The organism is Methylotuvimicrobium alcaliphilum 20Z, assembly GCF_000968535.2.
Taxonomy (GTDB): Bacteria; Pseudomonadota; Gammaproteobacteria; order Methylococcales; family Methylomonadaceae; genus Methylotuvimicrobium; species Methylotuvimicrobium alcaliphilum.
This window is the reverse complement of sequence record NC_016112.1, coordinates 3,028,687-3,043,471: the sequence shown is the minus strand read 5'-3', so window position 1 is coordinate 3,043,471 and position 14,785 is coordinate 3,028,687. Positions and strand designations below refer to the sequence as shown.

At 50.1% G+C, this 14,785-nt stretch carries 11 protein-coding genes; 4 read left to right on the top strand and 7 right to left on the bottom strand.

Features of this window, described 5'->3' with window-relative positions; all coding sequences use genetic code 11:
* Nucleotides 1–334: 334 nt before the first annotated feature.
* The 7 genes from MEALZ_RS12960 to MEALZ_RS12930 all read right to left on the bottom strand — a co-directional run bounded on the left by MEALZ_RS12960 (nt 335) and on the right by MEALZ_RS12930 (nt 10,298).
* Nucleotides 335–2,647, bottom strand: a complete 2,313-nt coding sequence (locus MEALZ_RS12960; RefSeq protein ID WP_014149097.1) for an ATP-binding response regulator — start codon at nt 2,645–2,647, stop codon at nt 335–337.
* 8 nt (nt 2,648–2,655) lie between these two features.
* Nucleotides 2,656–3,444: a substrate-binding periplasmic protein gene (locus MEALZ_RS12955; RefSeq protein WP_014149096.1), complete on the bottom strand. Its 789-nt coding sequence runs from the start codon at nt 3,442–3,444 to the stop codon at nt 2,656–2,658.
* A gap of 7 nt (nt 3,445–3,451) precedes the next feature.
* The gene (locus MEALZ_RS12950; protein ID WP_014149095.1) at nt 3,452–4,285 is read right to left on the bottom strand and encodes a substrate-binding periplasmic protein; all 834 of its coding nucleotides are present in this window, start codon (nt 4,283–4,285) and stop codon (nt 3,452–3,454) included.
* A 13-nt stretch (nt 4,286–4,298) separates the two neighbouring features.
* Nucleotides 4,299–5,624 carry a serine hydrolase domain-containing protein gene (locus MEALZ_RS12945; RefSeq protein WP_014149094.1) on the bottom strand — a complete coding sequence of 442 codons (1,326 nt, stop codon included), beginning with the start codon at nt 5,622–5,624 and terminating at the stop codon, nt 4,299–4,301.
* 74 nt (nt 5,625–5,698) lie between these two features.
* Nucleotides 5,699–6,763 carry a response regulator gene (locus MEALZ_RS12940; RefSeq protein ID WP_014149093.1) on the bottom strand — a complete coding sequence of 355 codons (1,065 nt, stop codon included), beginning with the start codon at nt 6,761–6,763 and terminating at the stop codon, nt 5,699–5,701.
* A gap of 571 nt (nt 6,764–7,334) precedes the next feature.
* Nucleotides 7,335–8,726: a Re/Si-specific NAD(P)(+) transhydrogenase subunit beta gene (gene pntB, locus MEALZ_RS12935; RefSeq protein ID WP_026130081.1), complete on the bottom strand. Its 1,392-nt coding sequence runs from the start codon at nt 8,724–8,726 to the stop codon at nt 7,335–7,337.
* Nucleotides 8,727–8,735: 9 nt separating this feature from the next.
* Nucleotides 8,736–10,298 carry a Re/Si-specific NAD(P)(+) transhydrogenase subunit alpha gene (locus MEALZ_RS12930; RefSeq protein WP_014149091.1) on the bottom strand — a complete coding sequence of 521 codons (1,563 nt, stop codon included), beginning with the start codon at nt 10,296–10,298 and terminating at the stop codon, nt 8,736–8,738.
* Nucleotides 10,299–10,739: 441 nt separating this feature from the next.
* Here MEALZ_RS12930 and cas6 point away from each other — a divergent pair, with 441 nt between their 5' ends.
* From cas6 to MEALZ_RS12905, 4 genes are all read left to right on the top strand, one after another.
* Nucleotides 10,740–11,720 (top strand): CRISPR system precrRNA processing endoribonuclease RAMP protein Cas6, encoded by a 981-nt coding sequence (gene cas6 / locus MEALZ_RS12925; protein WP_014149090.1) that lies wholly within the window; start codon nt 10,740–10,742, stop codon nt 11,718–11,720.
* Between the two features lie 1,078 nt (nt 11,721–12,798).
* Nucleotides 12,799–13,134 (top strand): ASCH domain-containing protein, encoded by a 336-nt coding sequence (locus MEALZ_RS12915; RefSeq protein ID WP_017839251.1) that lies wholly within the window; start codon nt 12,799–12,801, stop codon nt 13,132–13,134.
* 6 nt (nt 13,135–13,140) lie between these two features.
* Nucleotides 13,141–13,407, top strand: coding sequence for a GIY-YIG nuclease family protein (locus MEALZ_RS12910; protein ID WP_014149088.1), 267 nt, complete (start codon nt 13,141–13,143; stop codon nt 13,405–13,407).
* 80 nt (nt 13,408–13,487) lie between these two features.
* Entirely contained in the window at nt 13,488–14,699 is a 1,212-nt protein-coding gene (locus MEALZ_RS12905; RefSeq protein ID WP_014149087.1) for an argininosuccinate synthase, read from the top strand.
* Nucleotides 14,700–14,785 lie beyond the last annotated feature (86 nt).

Here is a 14,785-nt window from a genome sequence, read left to right as displayed (position 1 = left end):
CCATGGTACGCACAGCGTACCCTACGCGGTTCGGCTAGCGTTAGGTGATCCGCTAATATGAAGTGACAATAAATGGTATCGAGGTCTCATTGGTTAAGATTGCAAAAGGGTAATTTTTGACTTATGTATAACGATGAGAGCTGGGGCTTGGGTAACAGCATATTTGGGGAAGCGGCCTAAATGAAACTTTGGCAATTCAGTAAGTTAATTTTAGCGACATCCTTAGCTTGATGCGTATGCCACGGCGCCTACTCGGGCACTGCCGAAATTTGAAGTGCGAAAGGTATAAATCAAGTCGTACGGTTTTTCAGTATGAAAGGAGTGTGATCCAATCCTAACTTTCTTTCATAGTTTGCTGGACCGTTGATAATAGCTGAAGAATAAGGTCAAATTCGAAGTGATTAATCATGACCGATAATTGTTCCGCTAATTCGGTATCGTCCGCGCCGATGCTTTTGACTAGCTCCAAGCATCCCTCTACGTCCAGTTCAATTGCCGAATGTTCGAACGACTTGAGCCATTTTGATGACTGATGTTTGAGTCGGTCAAGTACATTTTCCTGCATCGCCACATCGCTAGGTTTATTTAAGTCTTCGTCTTCGGCATATAAAAAACGTACCCCTAAATGCTTGGCCATGCAATCGAAAATCTCCTCGTTACGATACGGTTTATTGACGATGTCGCAGACTCCGGCCGTGAAAAAAGCTTGCCGATCTTCCAAATAAACCGATGCCGTGACCGCGGCGATTTTGACCTTGTCGGCTTCCGGCAAGGCTAGAATGGTTTTAGTCGCTTCGATTCCATCCATGACCGGCATGCGACGGTCCATCCAAATAAAATCTGGATGCCACTGTTTGAATGCCTCGACGCCTTCTTGTCCGTTTGTTGCCTCCATAACGTTAAAGCCGACCGATTCCAATATTTTTTTCAACAACAAGCGATTTTCCGCTTTGTCTTCGACGACCAGTATTTTGTAGTCGGGTTGGCCGGGTTCCAGACCGATAACGCGGCTATTGATGGAGTCATGAAAGTCTTCGATCGTAGATTCGGCGACATCGCCGACCGGAATCTCGACGCGAAATAGCGAACCTTTTCCCGGCTGACTATGAACGCTAATCACGCCTTCCATGAGTTCGACATATTGCTTGGTAATGACAAGGCCTAAGCCCGTACCTTGTTGATCCGATAAAGAACCTAGCTGTACGAATGGGGCAAAAATATAGGGTATGTCTTCGGCGGCTATGCCAATCCCGGTATCTTCAACCTCGCAAACCAACATCAAACCGTCTCGGTCGGTTTGGCGGTGCGCATTGAGCCTTAAGGTGATTTCGCCCTGTTTCGTGTATTTGATTGCATTGCTCAAAAGATTGACCAGGATATGCCGAAATTTTGCGGTGTCGGCATCGATAAACCGGGGAAAGGTCGAGCATTGGTCGATACGTAGTTGCAAGCCTTTCGACTTGGCGCGCTCTTGCATCATGTCGATGATGTTGCGGATTACGGAGCCTAAATCGAAAGGTGCGTTTTCGACGATCATGCGCCCCGATTCGATTTTAGCCATGTCCAGCACTTGATTGATTAATTCCAACAGGTAAGTTCCGCTTCGATTGATGATGTCGAGGTTTTCGCGTTGCGTGGCGGTTAGGTCGCTATCGCTTTGCATCAACCTGGAAAATCCCAATACGGCATTCATTGGCGTACGCAGTTCATGAGTCATGTTGGCTAGGAAAATGCTTTTCGCTTTATTGGCCGATTCGGCGTCATTTTTGGCTTTTTCGAAGGCAAGACTGATTTCCCGTAAGGATTGATTGCTGCGATTTAAATCATTGGTACGTTCATCGATGCGCTGCTCTAGGGTTTCGTTCAGTTCTTTCAGAGCGATTTGCGCCTTGGCATGCTCGTGTAATTCGTGAGCCAGTTTTTTGTTGGTTTGTTGTAATTCGGCGGTAACGATATCGCGTTCCGTTTCACGCTGATGCAGATTTTGCATCATTTGCAGAATGCCGCGCGCCAATAATCCTAACTCGCCATGTAGCCTCTGGTTAAAAGTGACGTTGTAATTGCCGGCGGCAATTCGTTTGACTACGTCAAGCAACTGTAACAGCGGTTTGACGACGATCAGTTCCAAAGCGAGACGAAGGCAAAACACAATTAGAAAAATGAGCGTTAGCCCCCTGATCGTGGTGACCAATCGAGCCTCTTGCAATTGCTCATCTAAGCGCTTTTTACTGAGATAAAGCTTTATTCGACCGATTTCGACATCATCCTGTTTCACCGAGCCTTCGCGAAAAACAAAGTTGCCGTCGATCGGTTGACGATTTCCCGGAATGGTTTGCCATTCGTCATTTCGGATTCGGGCGACCCATAATTGTTCATCGCCGGATACTTGTATCGCATAGGTATCCTCGTTGAGCATGTCGATGTTGATTAATTTGTCGATCCAACGGTCGTCCATTTCCCATAATGGAATGATGAGACTTTCTTTCAAGCGCCTTATTTGCCTATCGGCCGAAATTTCCAGTTCATCATGGAGACGCTGCTTTGTCTGGATATAGTTATAGGTTTCGTAAGGGCCGAAACCCATTACGGCAATGGTCAGCAGTAAGAGGGTGAGTCTGGACTTGATGCTTTTTAAGCGGAATTTCATGCAGAGCCTTAATAGGCATACATTTGTTGAAAACGGCTCAAACTGTCAAACCAACCATCCGGCAGTTTTCCGTCAGGATAATAACGTTCGACGATTCGTTGATACTCGCCATTAGCGATAATGCTTGCTAAGCCTTCTCGATAACGTTCGGCAATACTGTCGGCGTTCGGATAATTGGCATCGATCATGATCGCGATCGGCGAAACGGTATTGGATAGCGGCATGCGGACGAAATCATCGGCAAGTTCCGGATAAAGTTGATTAATCATTTGCCGGCCTACTAAATCGATTTCAATGACCAAGTCGATACGGCCTACTTTAAGTTTTTTGAATAAGGAGGCTTGAGTATAACTGCTTTCAAAAGTGAGCCCCATTTGTTCCAAGGCTTTCCGATTAATCAAAATGCCTTTCAAAACGCCGATTTTATAGGATTTAAGATCGTTAAAGCCTTTGACTTTCAGCGGTTTTGAGTGATGAGGGCGATAATAAAATAGCGACATTTCCGAAATCGCGATCGGGATGATCGCGGCAAACTCTTGTTGCCACATGAAAAACTCGGGGTTACCCGAGTCGTTATTGGACCGGTCTTCAATCATTCTCGACAGCGGTACGAAACGAATTTGCGTGGTTAAGCCCGCGGCGGACGACATGGCTTGCAGTAACTCGCTGCCCATGCCTCCTTCGGGGGTGAATCGACACCAATAGGGGACGCTTTCATTCGCATCGATGACGACGAAATCGGTATCGGCACGCGCGATCGCGATGCCTAGCCAAAGCGATAACAAAAACCAACGCATCGACAATCTACTTGAGAGGTAAGACGGACGTGCTTACGGCTTTATTTTCGCCGAATGCCTGTTCGAGTATTTTTTGGTAGGTTCCGTCGGCGATGATGGCATCGAGGCCTTGTCTGAATTGCTTTGCCAAGGATTCGCCTTCCGGGTGCTTTTTATTGAAAATAATGGATAAGTTGCGCTCTCCCGCAGCGGGTTCCAGCTTGATAAAACGCGGTTTTTCGGTCGATAAGTTTTTATCGAGAAACCAATCGACGGTCAATTCCGTATCGCCGATGAAATCGACCGAACCGGATTTCAACCTTTCCAATAGATTGAGTGTGTTGCCTGTTATCGTTTTAATACCGGCTTGCCGGTAAGCGCTGACATCTTCTTCCGGGTTCGCGCCATAGACGCGTCCTTCTAGGGCTGTAAGGTCGCCCGACCACGGAAATCCTTCGGATTGATTGGGGCGGTAAATAAAATAATGATCCTGTAAGCGCAATAGCGGAATGAAAATCAGTGATTTTTGTTGGTCTTTAGTAAAGCTAAGCGGAGAGCCGACCAAGGCCAAGGCGTTTTCTTGAAACATGTAATATTTCAGCATGCGCGATAAAGGGAGGGTATTGATCGGAGCTTGGATATTTTGTCTTTCCATGATCGTGTTGACGAGTTCGAGCGCTACTCCGCCCCCGCTAAGCTGGGTCGTGATCAAGGGCGGGCCGTCAAGCGCGTAAATGACATTGGCGCTGTCGGTGAACATGTCGAGTTTGATGCGAGGTCCCGTCGCTGAGGAGTTGGCGGAAAACAATAAGATTGCGATTAACGCAATGCTCAATCGAAACGGATTTTTAGTGAATTTCATGTCAGTCCTTCGTTTAATCGATAATGGCCGAGTTGGTCAACACCAGCAAGGTATCCCACAATCCGAAATGCAAGTTGAACGGCGAGGTTTGCGACAGGAATATCGTAATGGTTTCTTCTTTCGGGTTAATGCTAAAGCGGGTCGAATAGATGCCTGCCCATTCGAATACGCCCGGATCGCCGGAATCGACATCATGTTCGCGGTCTTGCTGAATGGCGAAGCCTAAGCCGAATTTCCAGCCCGGCCCGTGTAAGAAGTCCGCATCGAAATGGCCGATATGGTTGGTAGCGGTCATCAACTCCACCGTTTTACGGCTCAACAGGCGCACGCCGTCCAGTTCGCCCTTGTTGAGCAGCATTTGCGCGAAACGGTAATAGTCATGTGCCGTGGATAGCACATTGGCGCCGCCGGTAAGGTATTTTCCGGATAAGGCCAGTGCATCGGATGGACATAGGGCTAGATCGCCGTCAAGCATCTTGTCGGGGGCGGGAGCCAAGGAGCCTTGCCAATCGCTTTTCCAAACGGAAGCCAGGCGGTGCATTTTTTCCTTGGGCAAATAAAAATGACTGTCGTGCATTTTTAGCGGATCGAAAATGCGTTGTTGCATGAATCGGTCGAACGGCATGCCGGATACGACCTCTACCAGATAACCCAACACGTCGCTGGCGAGACTGTATTCCCAAAGTTCGCCCGGATGCTGATAAAGCGGCAAGCGCGCAAGTCGTTTGACCATGTCGCCAATGGTTTCGTTCGGCCGGCAAAAACCGTCGGTAATCCCCGCTTCTTTATAGAAGTCGACCACTAATTGCCGGTTTCGTTCATGATAATAGTTATTAGGAAACAGATATAGCAAGCCGGAAGTATGGCTAAGTAGATCGCGAATGGTTATTTCCCGTTTTGCCGGCACCAGTTTATATTCGGATGCCGAGCCGGGCGGTTGCATTTCCAATACCTTGGGATCTTTGAATTCGGGGATGTATTTAGAAACGGGATCGGACAGCAATAGCTTGCCTTCTTCGTACAGCAACATCGTCGCCACGCTAGTCAACGGTTTGGTCATCGACACCACTCTAAAAATAGTGTCTTTTTGCATGGCCTGGTCGGTGCCGGCTTGTCCCGCTTCGCGAAAATAGGCGATCTCGCCTTTACGCGCGACGAGTACGACGGCGCCGGCGATCTTTTTCTCGTCGATATGCCGGTCGATTAAACGGCTGATATGCTGTAATCGCGGCGAAGATAGACCGACAGATTCGGGAGGAACGGGGAGTGCGATTTCTTTAGCGAAAGCCGGAGTTTGCGTTAGGAGTAGGGCAATCAATAGTCTTAATGCTGAAAGCATGAGGTTTCTCTTGTGTTTTTGTGCGTTCAGAGTATGGAGTGTCGGTGCCGAAGTGTGAAAGGCATGCTTCGGCCTCAAACGATGGTCGCGTCGAATCGATCTAATTGTTTAAAAAATTCTATCTTGGCCAAGAACTGATCGAGATTTTCCATAAACAAATCGATTAGTACCGGGTCGAAGTGTTTGCCTCTTTGTTCATTAAAAAAATCCAGTATGTCGTCTATTGCCCAAGCCGGTTTATAGCAGCGCTCGTGGCCAAGGGCATCCAAGACATCGGCGATCGCGGTGATGCGGCCTGCAATATGAATATTTTTGCCTTGTAAGCCCAGGGGGTAGCCGCCGCCATCCCATTTCTCATGATGTTGCTGCGCGATGATTGCCGCCATGCGCAATAGCGGTCGATTAGAAACCGATAACATTTGAAAGCCCAATTCGCTATGGGTTTTCATGATCTTCCATTCTTCGGCGGTCAGTTTGCCGGGTTTGTTTAGAATATAATCCGGAATCGCCACCTTGCCGATGTCGTGCATCGGCGAGGCGTGTTTGATCAATTCCGCTTCTTCGTAGCCGCGCAGTTGCGCGAGCAAATAGCTGAACTCGGCCACGCGCCTGACATGCAGGCCCGTTTCGTGAGAGCGCGTTTCGCAAATTTCGCCCAGAGTTAAAATGACTTCGCGTTGCGTGTCGATAATTTCCCGGTTGAGTTGTTGAATCCTTCGCACGCCATCTTCGATCTTTCGTTCCATCTGATTTTGCAGTTCTTTCAATTGCAAATGCGTGGAAACGCGCGCTTTGACCTCTTCGAACTGAAAGGGCTTGCTAATGTAGTCCAGTCCGCCGACACTGAAGGCTTTGAGTTTATCGTTTACGTCGGTTAGGGCGCTGATGAATAGTACAGGAATATTACGAGTGGACGGGTCGGACTTCAAGCGTGCGCAAACTTCAAAGCCGTTCATGCCGGGCATTTTGATGTCCAGAAGGATCAAGTCGGGGGCCCTGCTAGCAATCGCCGCCAAGGCCATTTCACCATTCGCGGCGGGTCTGATTTTATAGCCTTCTTCTTTTAAAATGCTGGCCAATAAGTGTAGGTTGGCGGGGGTATCGTCAACAATTAATATATCTACGTTCTTCACGTCCATGATAAATCACCTTGAACCTTAATTTGTTAAGGGAGCGTCGAGCTAAGCAAATAATCCTAATGCAAGCAGGGGAGGCCGTTTGTCTATTTTGCAAGAAGTTTTAATTTATAGTAATTATTCAGCATAAGTCATGTATGAGAAGGTGCCTGACACCAACCTACCGCATGCGCTGAATAGTTACAATTTATATTGCATTATTCTAACAAACAAGCAGCAGTCTAGTGGTTTAAAATAAATGTGATCGAGTGCTCAATTCCACTTCGTAAATCATCGCGATCGAAACGAACGAGGAAGATGAACTGGAGTGACAAAATAATTCTATTGGACATCATATGTTGCTTCGACAGTAGGCGCGGAAAATCATGCCGTCTTCGGTTGAAGCGGACGGAGCAAAGACTCTGTCCGGCTAGGAGCCACTGCCATTAAGTTAAGGATTTTTCCGTTCGCCCTGAGCCTGTCGAAGGGTGAATGGAAAAATCCTGGGTCGATAAGTTAAGCCGTCCATGGTTCGACAGGCTCACCACGAACGGCTTAACTTAATGGCAGTGCCGGCTAGGAGCTAGGCACCTTTTTAAGCGCTCAACGCTTTCAAAACCGCCTGTAGCGTGTCGTTCGCATCGCCGAACAGCATGCGGGTGTTTTCCATCACGAACAAGGGATTGCCGACGCCGGCGTAGCCCGAGGCCATGCTGCGCTTCATCGCGATCGTCGTTTGACCCTTCCAGACTTCAAGAACCGGCATGCCGGCGATCGGACTGTTCGGGTCGTCGAGCGCCGACGGATTTACGATATCGTTTGCGCCGATCACCAGCGTGACATCGATATGGGGAAAGTCTTCGTTGATTTCCTCCATTTCAAAGACGATGTCGTAAGGGACCTTGGCTTCGGCCAGCAGTACATTCATGTGGCCGGGCATGCGTCCCGCGACTGGGTGAATACCGAAGCGCACATTCTTACCCTTGTGGCGGAGCAGTTTTGTGATTTCAAACACGGTATGCTGCGCCTGTGCGACTGCCATGCCGTAGCCCGGAACGATCACGATGTGTCCTGCCGACATTAGCAATTGCGCGGTTTCTTCCGGTGTGATCGGATTGACGTCGCCGACGATTTCAGCCGCCGCGCCGCTGCTACCGGTACCGAAACCGCCGGCAATCACGCTGAGAAAATGCCGGTTCATCGCACGGCACATGATGTAGCTCAAGATCGCGCCGCTGCTACCGACCAACGCGCCGGTAACGATCAATAAATCGTTACTAAGCATGAAACCGGTCGCGGCCGCGGCCCATCCGGAATAACTGTTCAGCATCGAAACGACGACCGGCATATCCGCGCCGCCGATCGCCATGACCATGTGTACACCGAAGGCCAGCGCGATAACCGTCATCAACAGTAACGGAAGCATGCCGCCGCCGGTTTCGGCTTGCGCGAGAAACCATTTGCCGAACAAAATAGCCAAGATCAGCAGACTAAGATTAAGCCAGTGCCGAGCGGGCAATATTAGCGGTTTTCCGTCGATACGGCCGCTAAGCTTTCCGAATGCGATCACCGAACCGGAAAACGTAATCGCGCCGATCAGCACGCCGACATAAATTTCGATTTCATGTATCGTTTTTTCGACTCCGAAAAGGGAAGTGCCTTCCTCGATAAAATTCGCGTAGCCGACCAGAACCGCCGCTAGCCCGACCAGGCTATGCATGATCGCAACCAATTCCGGCATTTGCGTCATTTCGACTTTCAGAGCGGCTTTGACGCCGATAGTACCGCCGATTAGCAAGGCAATGATCAGCGTGACATAGGCCGTGACCGAATCGCTCAGCACCGTGGCCAAGATCGCGATGGTCATGCCGGCCATGCCGTAATAATTGCCGCGACGGGCGGTCTCTTGATTGCTGAGTCCGCTCAGGCTCAAGATGAACAGAACGGCCGCCGCGATGTAAGACATTGAAACTAGACTTTGAGACATGGGACCTTCCTATTTCCTGAACATTTCTAACATACGGCGCGTTACGACAAAGCCGCCGACGATATTGATCGACGCGACCAACACGGCGAGACCCGCCAATAACGTCATCAAAAAGCCCGGCGCCGAGACTTGAATCAACGCGCCTATCACGATGATGCCGCTAATCGCATTGGTAACGCTCATCAACGGCGTATGCAGCGATGGCGAGACATTCCAGATCACTTGATAGCCGATGAAGCAGGCCAGTACGAATACGGTGAAATGCGACATGAACGATTCCGGTGCGACCGAGCCGACACTGAACAGCGCCAGGCCGCCGAGAATCAGCGGAAGCAGTTGCTTGACCGGTTGCGGTATCGGCAATCCTGAAGGCTTCTCGATAACGGCCGGGACTTTAGTATCTTCCGTTGTTTTCGGCGCGACAGACAATGTCGGCGGAGGCGGCGGCCAAGTAATCTTGCCTTCCTTGATGACCGTGGCGCCGCGTATCGCTTCGTCTTCCATGTCGATATTGAGCTGTCCGTTTTTCTCGGGGCAAAGATCGGTCAATAAATGCCTCAAATTGGTGGCATAGAGCTGGCTGGATTGATTGGCCAAACGGCTGGGCAAATTACTGTAACCGATGATCGTGACGCCATGCTCGACAACGACCTTGTCTTTTTGCGTGAGTTCGCAATTGCCGCCTTGTTCCGAGGCTAGATCGACGACGATGCTGCCGGATTTCATCGACTCGACCATTGCCTTGGTGATCAATTTCGGTGCCAGTTTTCCGGGAATCAAAGCGGTCGTGATGATGATGTCGACATCCTTGGCTTGTTGCGCGAATAACGCCATTTCGGCTTCAATGAATTCCTTGGACATGGTTTTGGCATAGCCGCCGGTGCCGGAGCCTTCTTCCTCGAAATCCAGCATCAAGAATTCGGCGTCCATGCTTTCGATTTGCTCTTTCACTTCGGGGCGGGTATCGAAAGCCCGTACGATCGCGCCGAGCGATTTCGCGGCACCGATCGCGGCCAACCCAGCAACGCCTGCGCCGATGACCAAGACTTTGGCGGGTGGAATTTTACCGGCCGCGGTGATTTGGCCGGTAAAGAAGCGGCCGAAATGTTGAGCCGCCTCGATCACTGCGCGGTAGCCGGCAATGTTGGCCATCGAACTGAGCGCATCCATTTTTTGCGCGCGGGAGATCCGAGGGATGCTGTCCATGGCCAGTACCGTAGCGTTTTTCGCAGCCAGCTTCTGCATTAATTTTTCATTTTGTGCGGGCCAGATGAAACTGATTAAATGACCGCCGTCCTTGAGCAATTCGGCTTCGTCTTTTTTGAGTTTCGGATGTTTTTGCGGTGGACGTACCTTCATGACCACATCGCAGTCCCGCCAAATTATTTCGGGGCTTTCGATGATCTCAACGCCGGCTTTTCGATAGGCTTCATCCGAAATATCGGCACCGAGACCCGCGCCGGATTCGACCGCGACCGAAAAACCGAGCTTGATGATTTTTTCGGCGGCCTCGGGCGTCGTCGCGACGCGCTTTTCACCTTCGTGTATTTCTTTAGGTATACCAATTTTCATAGTGCTTCCTTTTTGTTTTTGTTTAAGCACATCGTCCCGGTAGAGGGCCAGTGACCGATTAGACCTGTGGGCCTATAGGGCGATATCGTTGTTGATGTGCCGTGAATCGAGTCGAGCGTTATGAAATACGAAGTTAATTAAACTCCGCTAGCGGAGCATAGGCAATTCGCCAGTGCATTTCAATAACTATCGACAATAAGTGCGAGAAAGAAAAATCGAGTCGAATTTTAGGAAATAGGAGTTTCGGCTAAGGAAATTCGTCGCTGGGGTAAAACGAAGTGCCTTCGATATCGTTTTAGATCAGGAAGGTAAAAGCCGGTTTTCTTCCGAACAAAAAACTGTCGGCTGCGCAATGAAAATGAAAATAAACGAACCTGAAAAGCTTGCCGAAACTGGCAAAAGCCGTTAGATTCGTTACTCTTGCACACAAGGAGGTCTTACATGCATTCAACACCGCTCACCATTCCGTTCAATCACTACCGATTCCATTTCGAAACCGAACATCCGGTTCGTCTGCCGGTTTTTCCCGGCTCTGCTTGGCGAGGCGCATTCGGCCATGCCTTAAAAAAGACCGTCTGCGTCGTTCGTAATACGCCTTGCGCGCAATGTCTATTAAAAAACGCCTGCGCCTACAGCGTCGTGTTCGAAACGCCGCCGCCACCGGGTAGCGAGAAAATGCGCAAATACAATGCAGCGCCGCATCCCTTCGTATTACGTTTTCCACAGCAAGATGCCATCGACACGAGCTATGCGTTAGATATAATCTTGTTCGGACATGCCGAACGCTACTTTCCGTACATCGTTCATGCCCTGCAAAAAGCCGGGCTCGACGGCATTGGCGGGCACAGGCAGCGCTTCGAACTGCATCATATCGATTACCTCGACGCCATGGAGGGCGAACAAACCCTATATCGGGAGGGTGAACTGCAACCGAGGCCGCCGGCATCGATGCCTAAGATACCCGATCCGCCTGAATCTATTACGATCTCTCTGGAGACGCCTCTTCGCATCAAACAAGAAGGAAAAAACCTGACGCCGGACTATTTTAACTTCGGCAAATTCTTCGCCAACCTGCTGCGCCGTCAATCCATGCTCAGCTACTTTCATACTGACACGCCGCTTGAAACCGACTTTGCCGGATTGACCAAACAGGCATCGGCAACACATTGCACCGAAACCAAGCTCCAATGGCACGACTGGACGCGCTACTCATCGAGACAGCAAACCGAAATGAACATGGGCGGACTGCTCGGCCGATTCAGCCTAGAGATGCAAGACAACGAAGCCTTTTGGCCCTACCTTTGGCTAGGCCAATGGACGCATGCCGGCAAGGCGTCCAGCATGGGGCTTGGTGCTTACAGGATTATCCCGACAAGCTTGCCAGGTGAAGAAAAGTCAACGAAGTGGAGTAGCATCGACTAAACCCAAACATCCCCTGTGGGAGCGATCCCCAGATCGCGATCGTCGAAGCCGAAAATGCCGAAAAACGAATAACGGAATCGAAGTCGCAACGCCAATGCTTTGAAAAAGAGTCGGCTAAGCGTTGCAGGCTTCGAAAAACACAACGGGAGTTTAACGACATCGGCCTCGATATCGCGACGAAGGCGTCGCTCCCAGTGCGCCCAGGAGGGCACAAAATCAGCAGGGTGTAAGTCCCTGTCGGCGTAAGCCATAACGTCGTAGCTGAAAGTAACTGCGTCACCGCGAGGTGGGGTGGAGAGCAACTGGAGGCAAAAGAGCAGTCCGCAGTAAAGCGAATCCGATTCGGCAGGGTAAGGCGGCGAGTCCCCTGGGAGTCGACGAAGCCTGAAAACCATCATTTACGTTGTTGTGGCAGATAAAACGATAAATGGGCCTACCTTGTGGTTGGGAGTGGAATGTTCAGAAGGTATTGTGAAGAAACTGGGGAGACCTGTTACGGAGGTGACCGTGGCAGGAGTCAGAACCCTTATATTACCGTAAGTCGAGGAAGCTCAAGGCAAGGCGAGGATAGTGTGGCACCGCTGGGAAACCAGGCGGAAACAGAGAAAACAAACACGAGCCTAAACCGAGAGGGGAAAAGATGGTAAAAGCCGGCTAGCAAAACCGGCCATAGGAAAGAAGGGTAGGAAGGTGGAAACGAGGTAGCGTTCGGTGTCACGGCCATTAAGCCAACCTCAGGTAAAAGGCTTAAAGAGGCTCAGCCGTTGAAGGGAGCCGAAGGTAACGAATCAAACCGAGTTTGCGGGCTGACGTGGTAACGCGGAGTAATGGGGTTCACCAATTAATAACACCATTGCTCACCAGCTTGTCCCGATGAGGAAACCACCGACTGGAGAGCCGTGTGCGGGAGAACCGCATGCACGGTTCGGAGGGAGGGGAGAGAAATCTTCCCTACCCCTATCAGTACTAACGCTCAATGGTATCCATTGCCCGGTTGCCGTTTTTACACGGCAGGTCGTCTGTGCTTGTGTATAACGACAGGTCCGCTATACTTTCGAGTTTTTGGAAATTAGTCATTATGTCCCAATACCCTGAGAAAACCTGTTCCATCGATCGTTTGATTCGTCATCCGAAGCTTATCGAGACCGCTAAGTCCGGTGTGAAAACTCAACAACGCCGGGACGGCGTTTATGCTTGGCCGGGAGAGGTTTTCGAGTTGGACGGCACGGCATTCGTCGTAACCGATTTGCAGCGCGAGCGATTAGGCGATATGACCGACGAGCACGCCAAGGCGGAAGGTTATCCGAATTTGGAAAGCTATCGCGCGTTGATTCTGTCGATGCATCCGGGCATGACTTGGGAGCCGGAGCATTTGGTTTGGGTGCATAGTTTCAAGATCAAGCAGGACGATTAATCAGCGATGCAGTGGTTCGTGTATATGATTCTGTGTAGCGACGAATCACTTTATACCGGTATTACCAATGATATTGAACGGCGTTTTCGGGAGCATTCGGAAGGTAGGCTGGGCGCCAAATATTTTCGCGGGCGGCAAGCGTCGCGTCTGGTTTATTTGGAAGGCGGGCACGACCGAAGTTCCGCAACGAAACGCGAGATCGCCATCAAGCGATTGAAACGCGCGCATAAACTGCTCTTATTGCGTTCGGATGTTAACCAATTAACCGGTTAACGCAGGATTCGATGCTATTGTTACGGCTTTTTTACGGTATAATTCACGGCATTTTTCAACTCAAGGTATTTTAAGGCGATATGTCCGATATTAATAAAGTGGTTTTGGCTTATTCCGGCGGTTTGGATACGTCGGTCATTTTGAAATGGTTGCAGGATGTATATTCTTGCGAAGTGGTCACATTTACCGCCGATATCGGCCAGGGCGAAGAGGTCGAGCCGGCGCGAGCAAAAGCTCAGGCCATGGGCATCAAGGAAATTTATATCGATGATCTGCGCGAGGAATTCGCGCGCGATTTCGTGTTTCCGATGTTCCGCGCCAATACGATTTACGAAGGCGAATATTTGCTCGGTACGTCGATTGCCCGTCCGTTGATTGCGAAACGTTTGATTGAAATCGCTAATGAAACCGGCGCCGAGGCGATTTCTCACGGTGCGACCGGCAAGGGCAACGATCAGGTTCGTTTCGAGTTGGGCGCTTATGCGTTGCGTCCCGATATTCATATCATCGCGCCGTGGCGCGAGTGGGATTTGACCTCGCGCGAAAAATTGCTTAGCTATGCCGAGCAGCACGGTATTCCGGTCGAAATGAAACGCGGCAAGGCTTCGCCTTATTCGATGGATGCTAATTTACTGCATATTTCTTATGAAGGCGGTATTCTCGAAGATCCTTGGGCGGAACCCGAGGAGTCGATGTGGCGTTGGTCGGTTTCGCCGGAAGCGGCGCCCGATGAGCCGACTTATATCGAATTGACTTACCAAGGCGGCGATATCGTCGCGATCGACGGCGTGCCTCATTCGCCCGCCGAAGTGTTGGAGAAATTGAATAAAGTCGCGGGCGCCAATGGCGTCGGTCGGCTCGATATTGTCGAGAACCGTTATGTCGGTATGAAGTCGCGCGGCTGTTATGAAACGCCTGCGGGTACGATCATGCTCAAAGCGCATCGAGCAATCGAGTCTTTGACGCTCGATAGAGAAGTCGCGCATTTGAAGGATGAGTTGATGCCGCGTTACGCCAGTTTGATTTATAACGGTTATTGGTGGAGTCCTGAGCGGAAAATGTTGCAGGAAATGATCGATGCATCGCAGGTCAATGTTAACGGTACCGTTAGAATCAAACTCTATAAAGGCAATGTCATTGTGGCCGGCCGTTCTTCCGATACCGATAGTTTGTTTGATGAGTCGATTGCGACTTTCGAGGACGACGCGGGCGCCTACAATCAAAAGGATGCCGAAGGCTTTATCAAATTGAATGCATTGAGAATGCGTATTGCAGCAAAAAAAGGCCGTTGAACCGATGAGGGGTTGTCTTTCCGATTGGCTGGCGATCCCGATAAAAAGAAGGACAATTTCATTTAAACTTGTATAATTGCCAGGTT

Coding starts and splice junctions, on each gene's coding strand:
- MEALZ_RS12960 (WP_014149097.1), bottom strand. CDS start 2,647: ATGAAATTCCGCTTAAAAAGCATCAAGTCCAGACTCACCCTCTTACTG.
- MEALZ_RS12955 (WP_014149096.1), bottom strand. CDS start 3,444: ATGCGTTGGTTTTTGTTATCGCTTTGGCTAGGCATCGCGATCGCGCGT.
- MEALZ_RS12950 (WP_014149095.1), bottom strand. CDS start 4,285: ATGAAATTCACTAAAAATCCGTTTCGATTGAGCATTGCGTTAATCGCA.
- MEALZ_RS12945 (WP_014149094.1), bottom strand. CDS start 5,624: ATGCTTTCAGCATTAAGACTATTGATTGCCCTACTCCTAACGCAAACT.
- MEALZ_RS12940 (WP_014149093.1), bottom strand. CDS start 6,763: ATGGACGTGAAGAACGTAGATATATTAATTGTTGACGATACCCCCGCC.
- pntB (WP_026130081.1), bottom strand. CDS start 8,726: ATGTCTCAAAGTCTAGTTTCAATGTCTTACATCGCGGCGGCCGTTCTG.
- MEALZ_RS12930 (WP_014149091.1), bottom strand. CDS start 10,298: ATGAAAATTGGTATACCTAAAGAAATACACGAAGGTGAAAAGCGCGTC.
- cas6 (WP_014149090.1), top strand. CDS start 10,740: ATGCATTCAACACCGCTCACCATTCCGTTCAATCACTACCGATTCCAT.
- MEALZ_RS12915 (WP_017839251.1), top strand. CDS start 12,799: ATGTCCCAATACCCTGAGAAAACCTGTTCCATCGATCGTTTGATTCGT.
- MEALZ_RS12910 (WP_014149088.1), top strand. CDS start 13,141: ATGCAGTGGTTCGTGTATATGATTCTGTGTAGCGACGAATCACTTTAT.
- MEALZ_RS12905 (WP_014149087.1), top strand. CDS start 13,488: ATGTCCGATATTAATAAAGTGGTTTTGGCTTATTCCGGCGGTTTGGAT.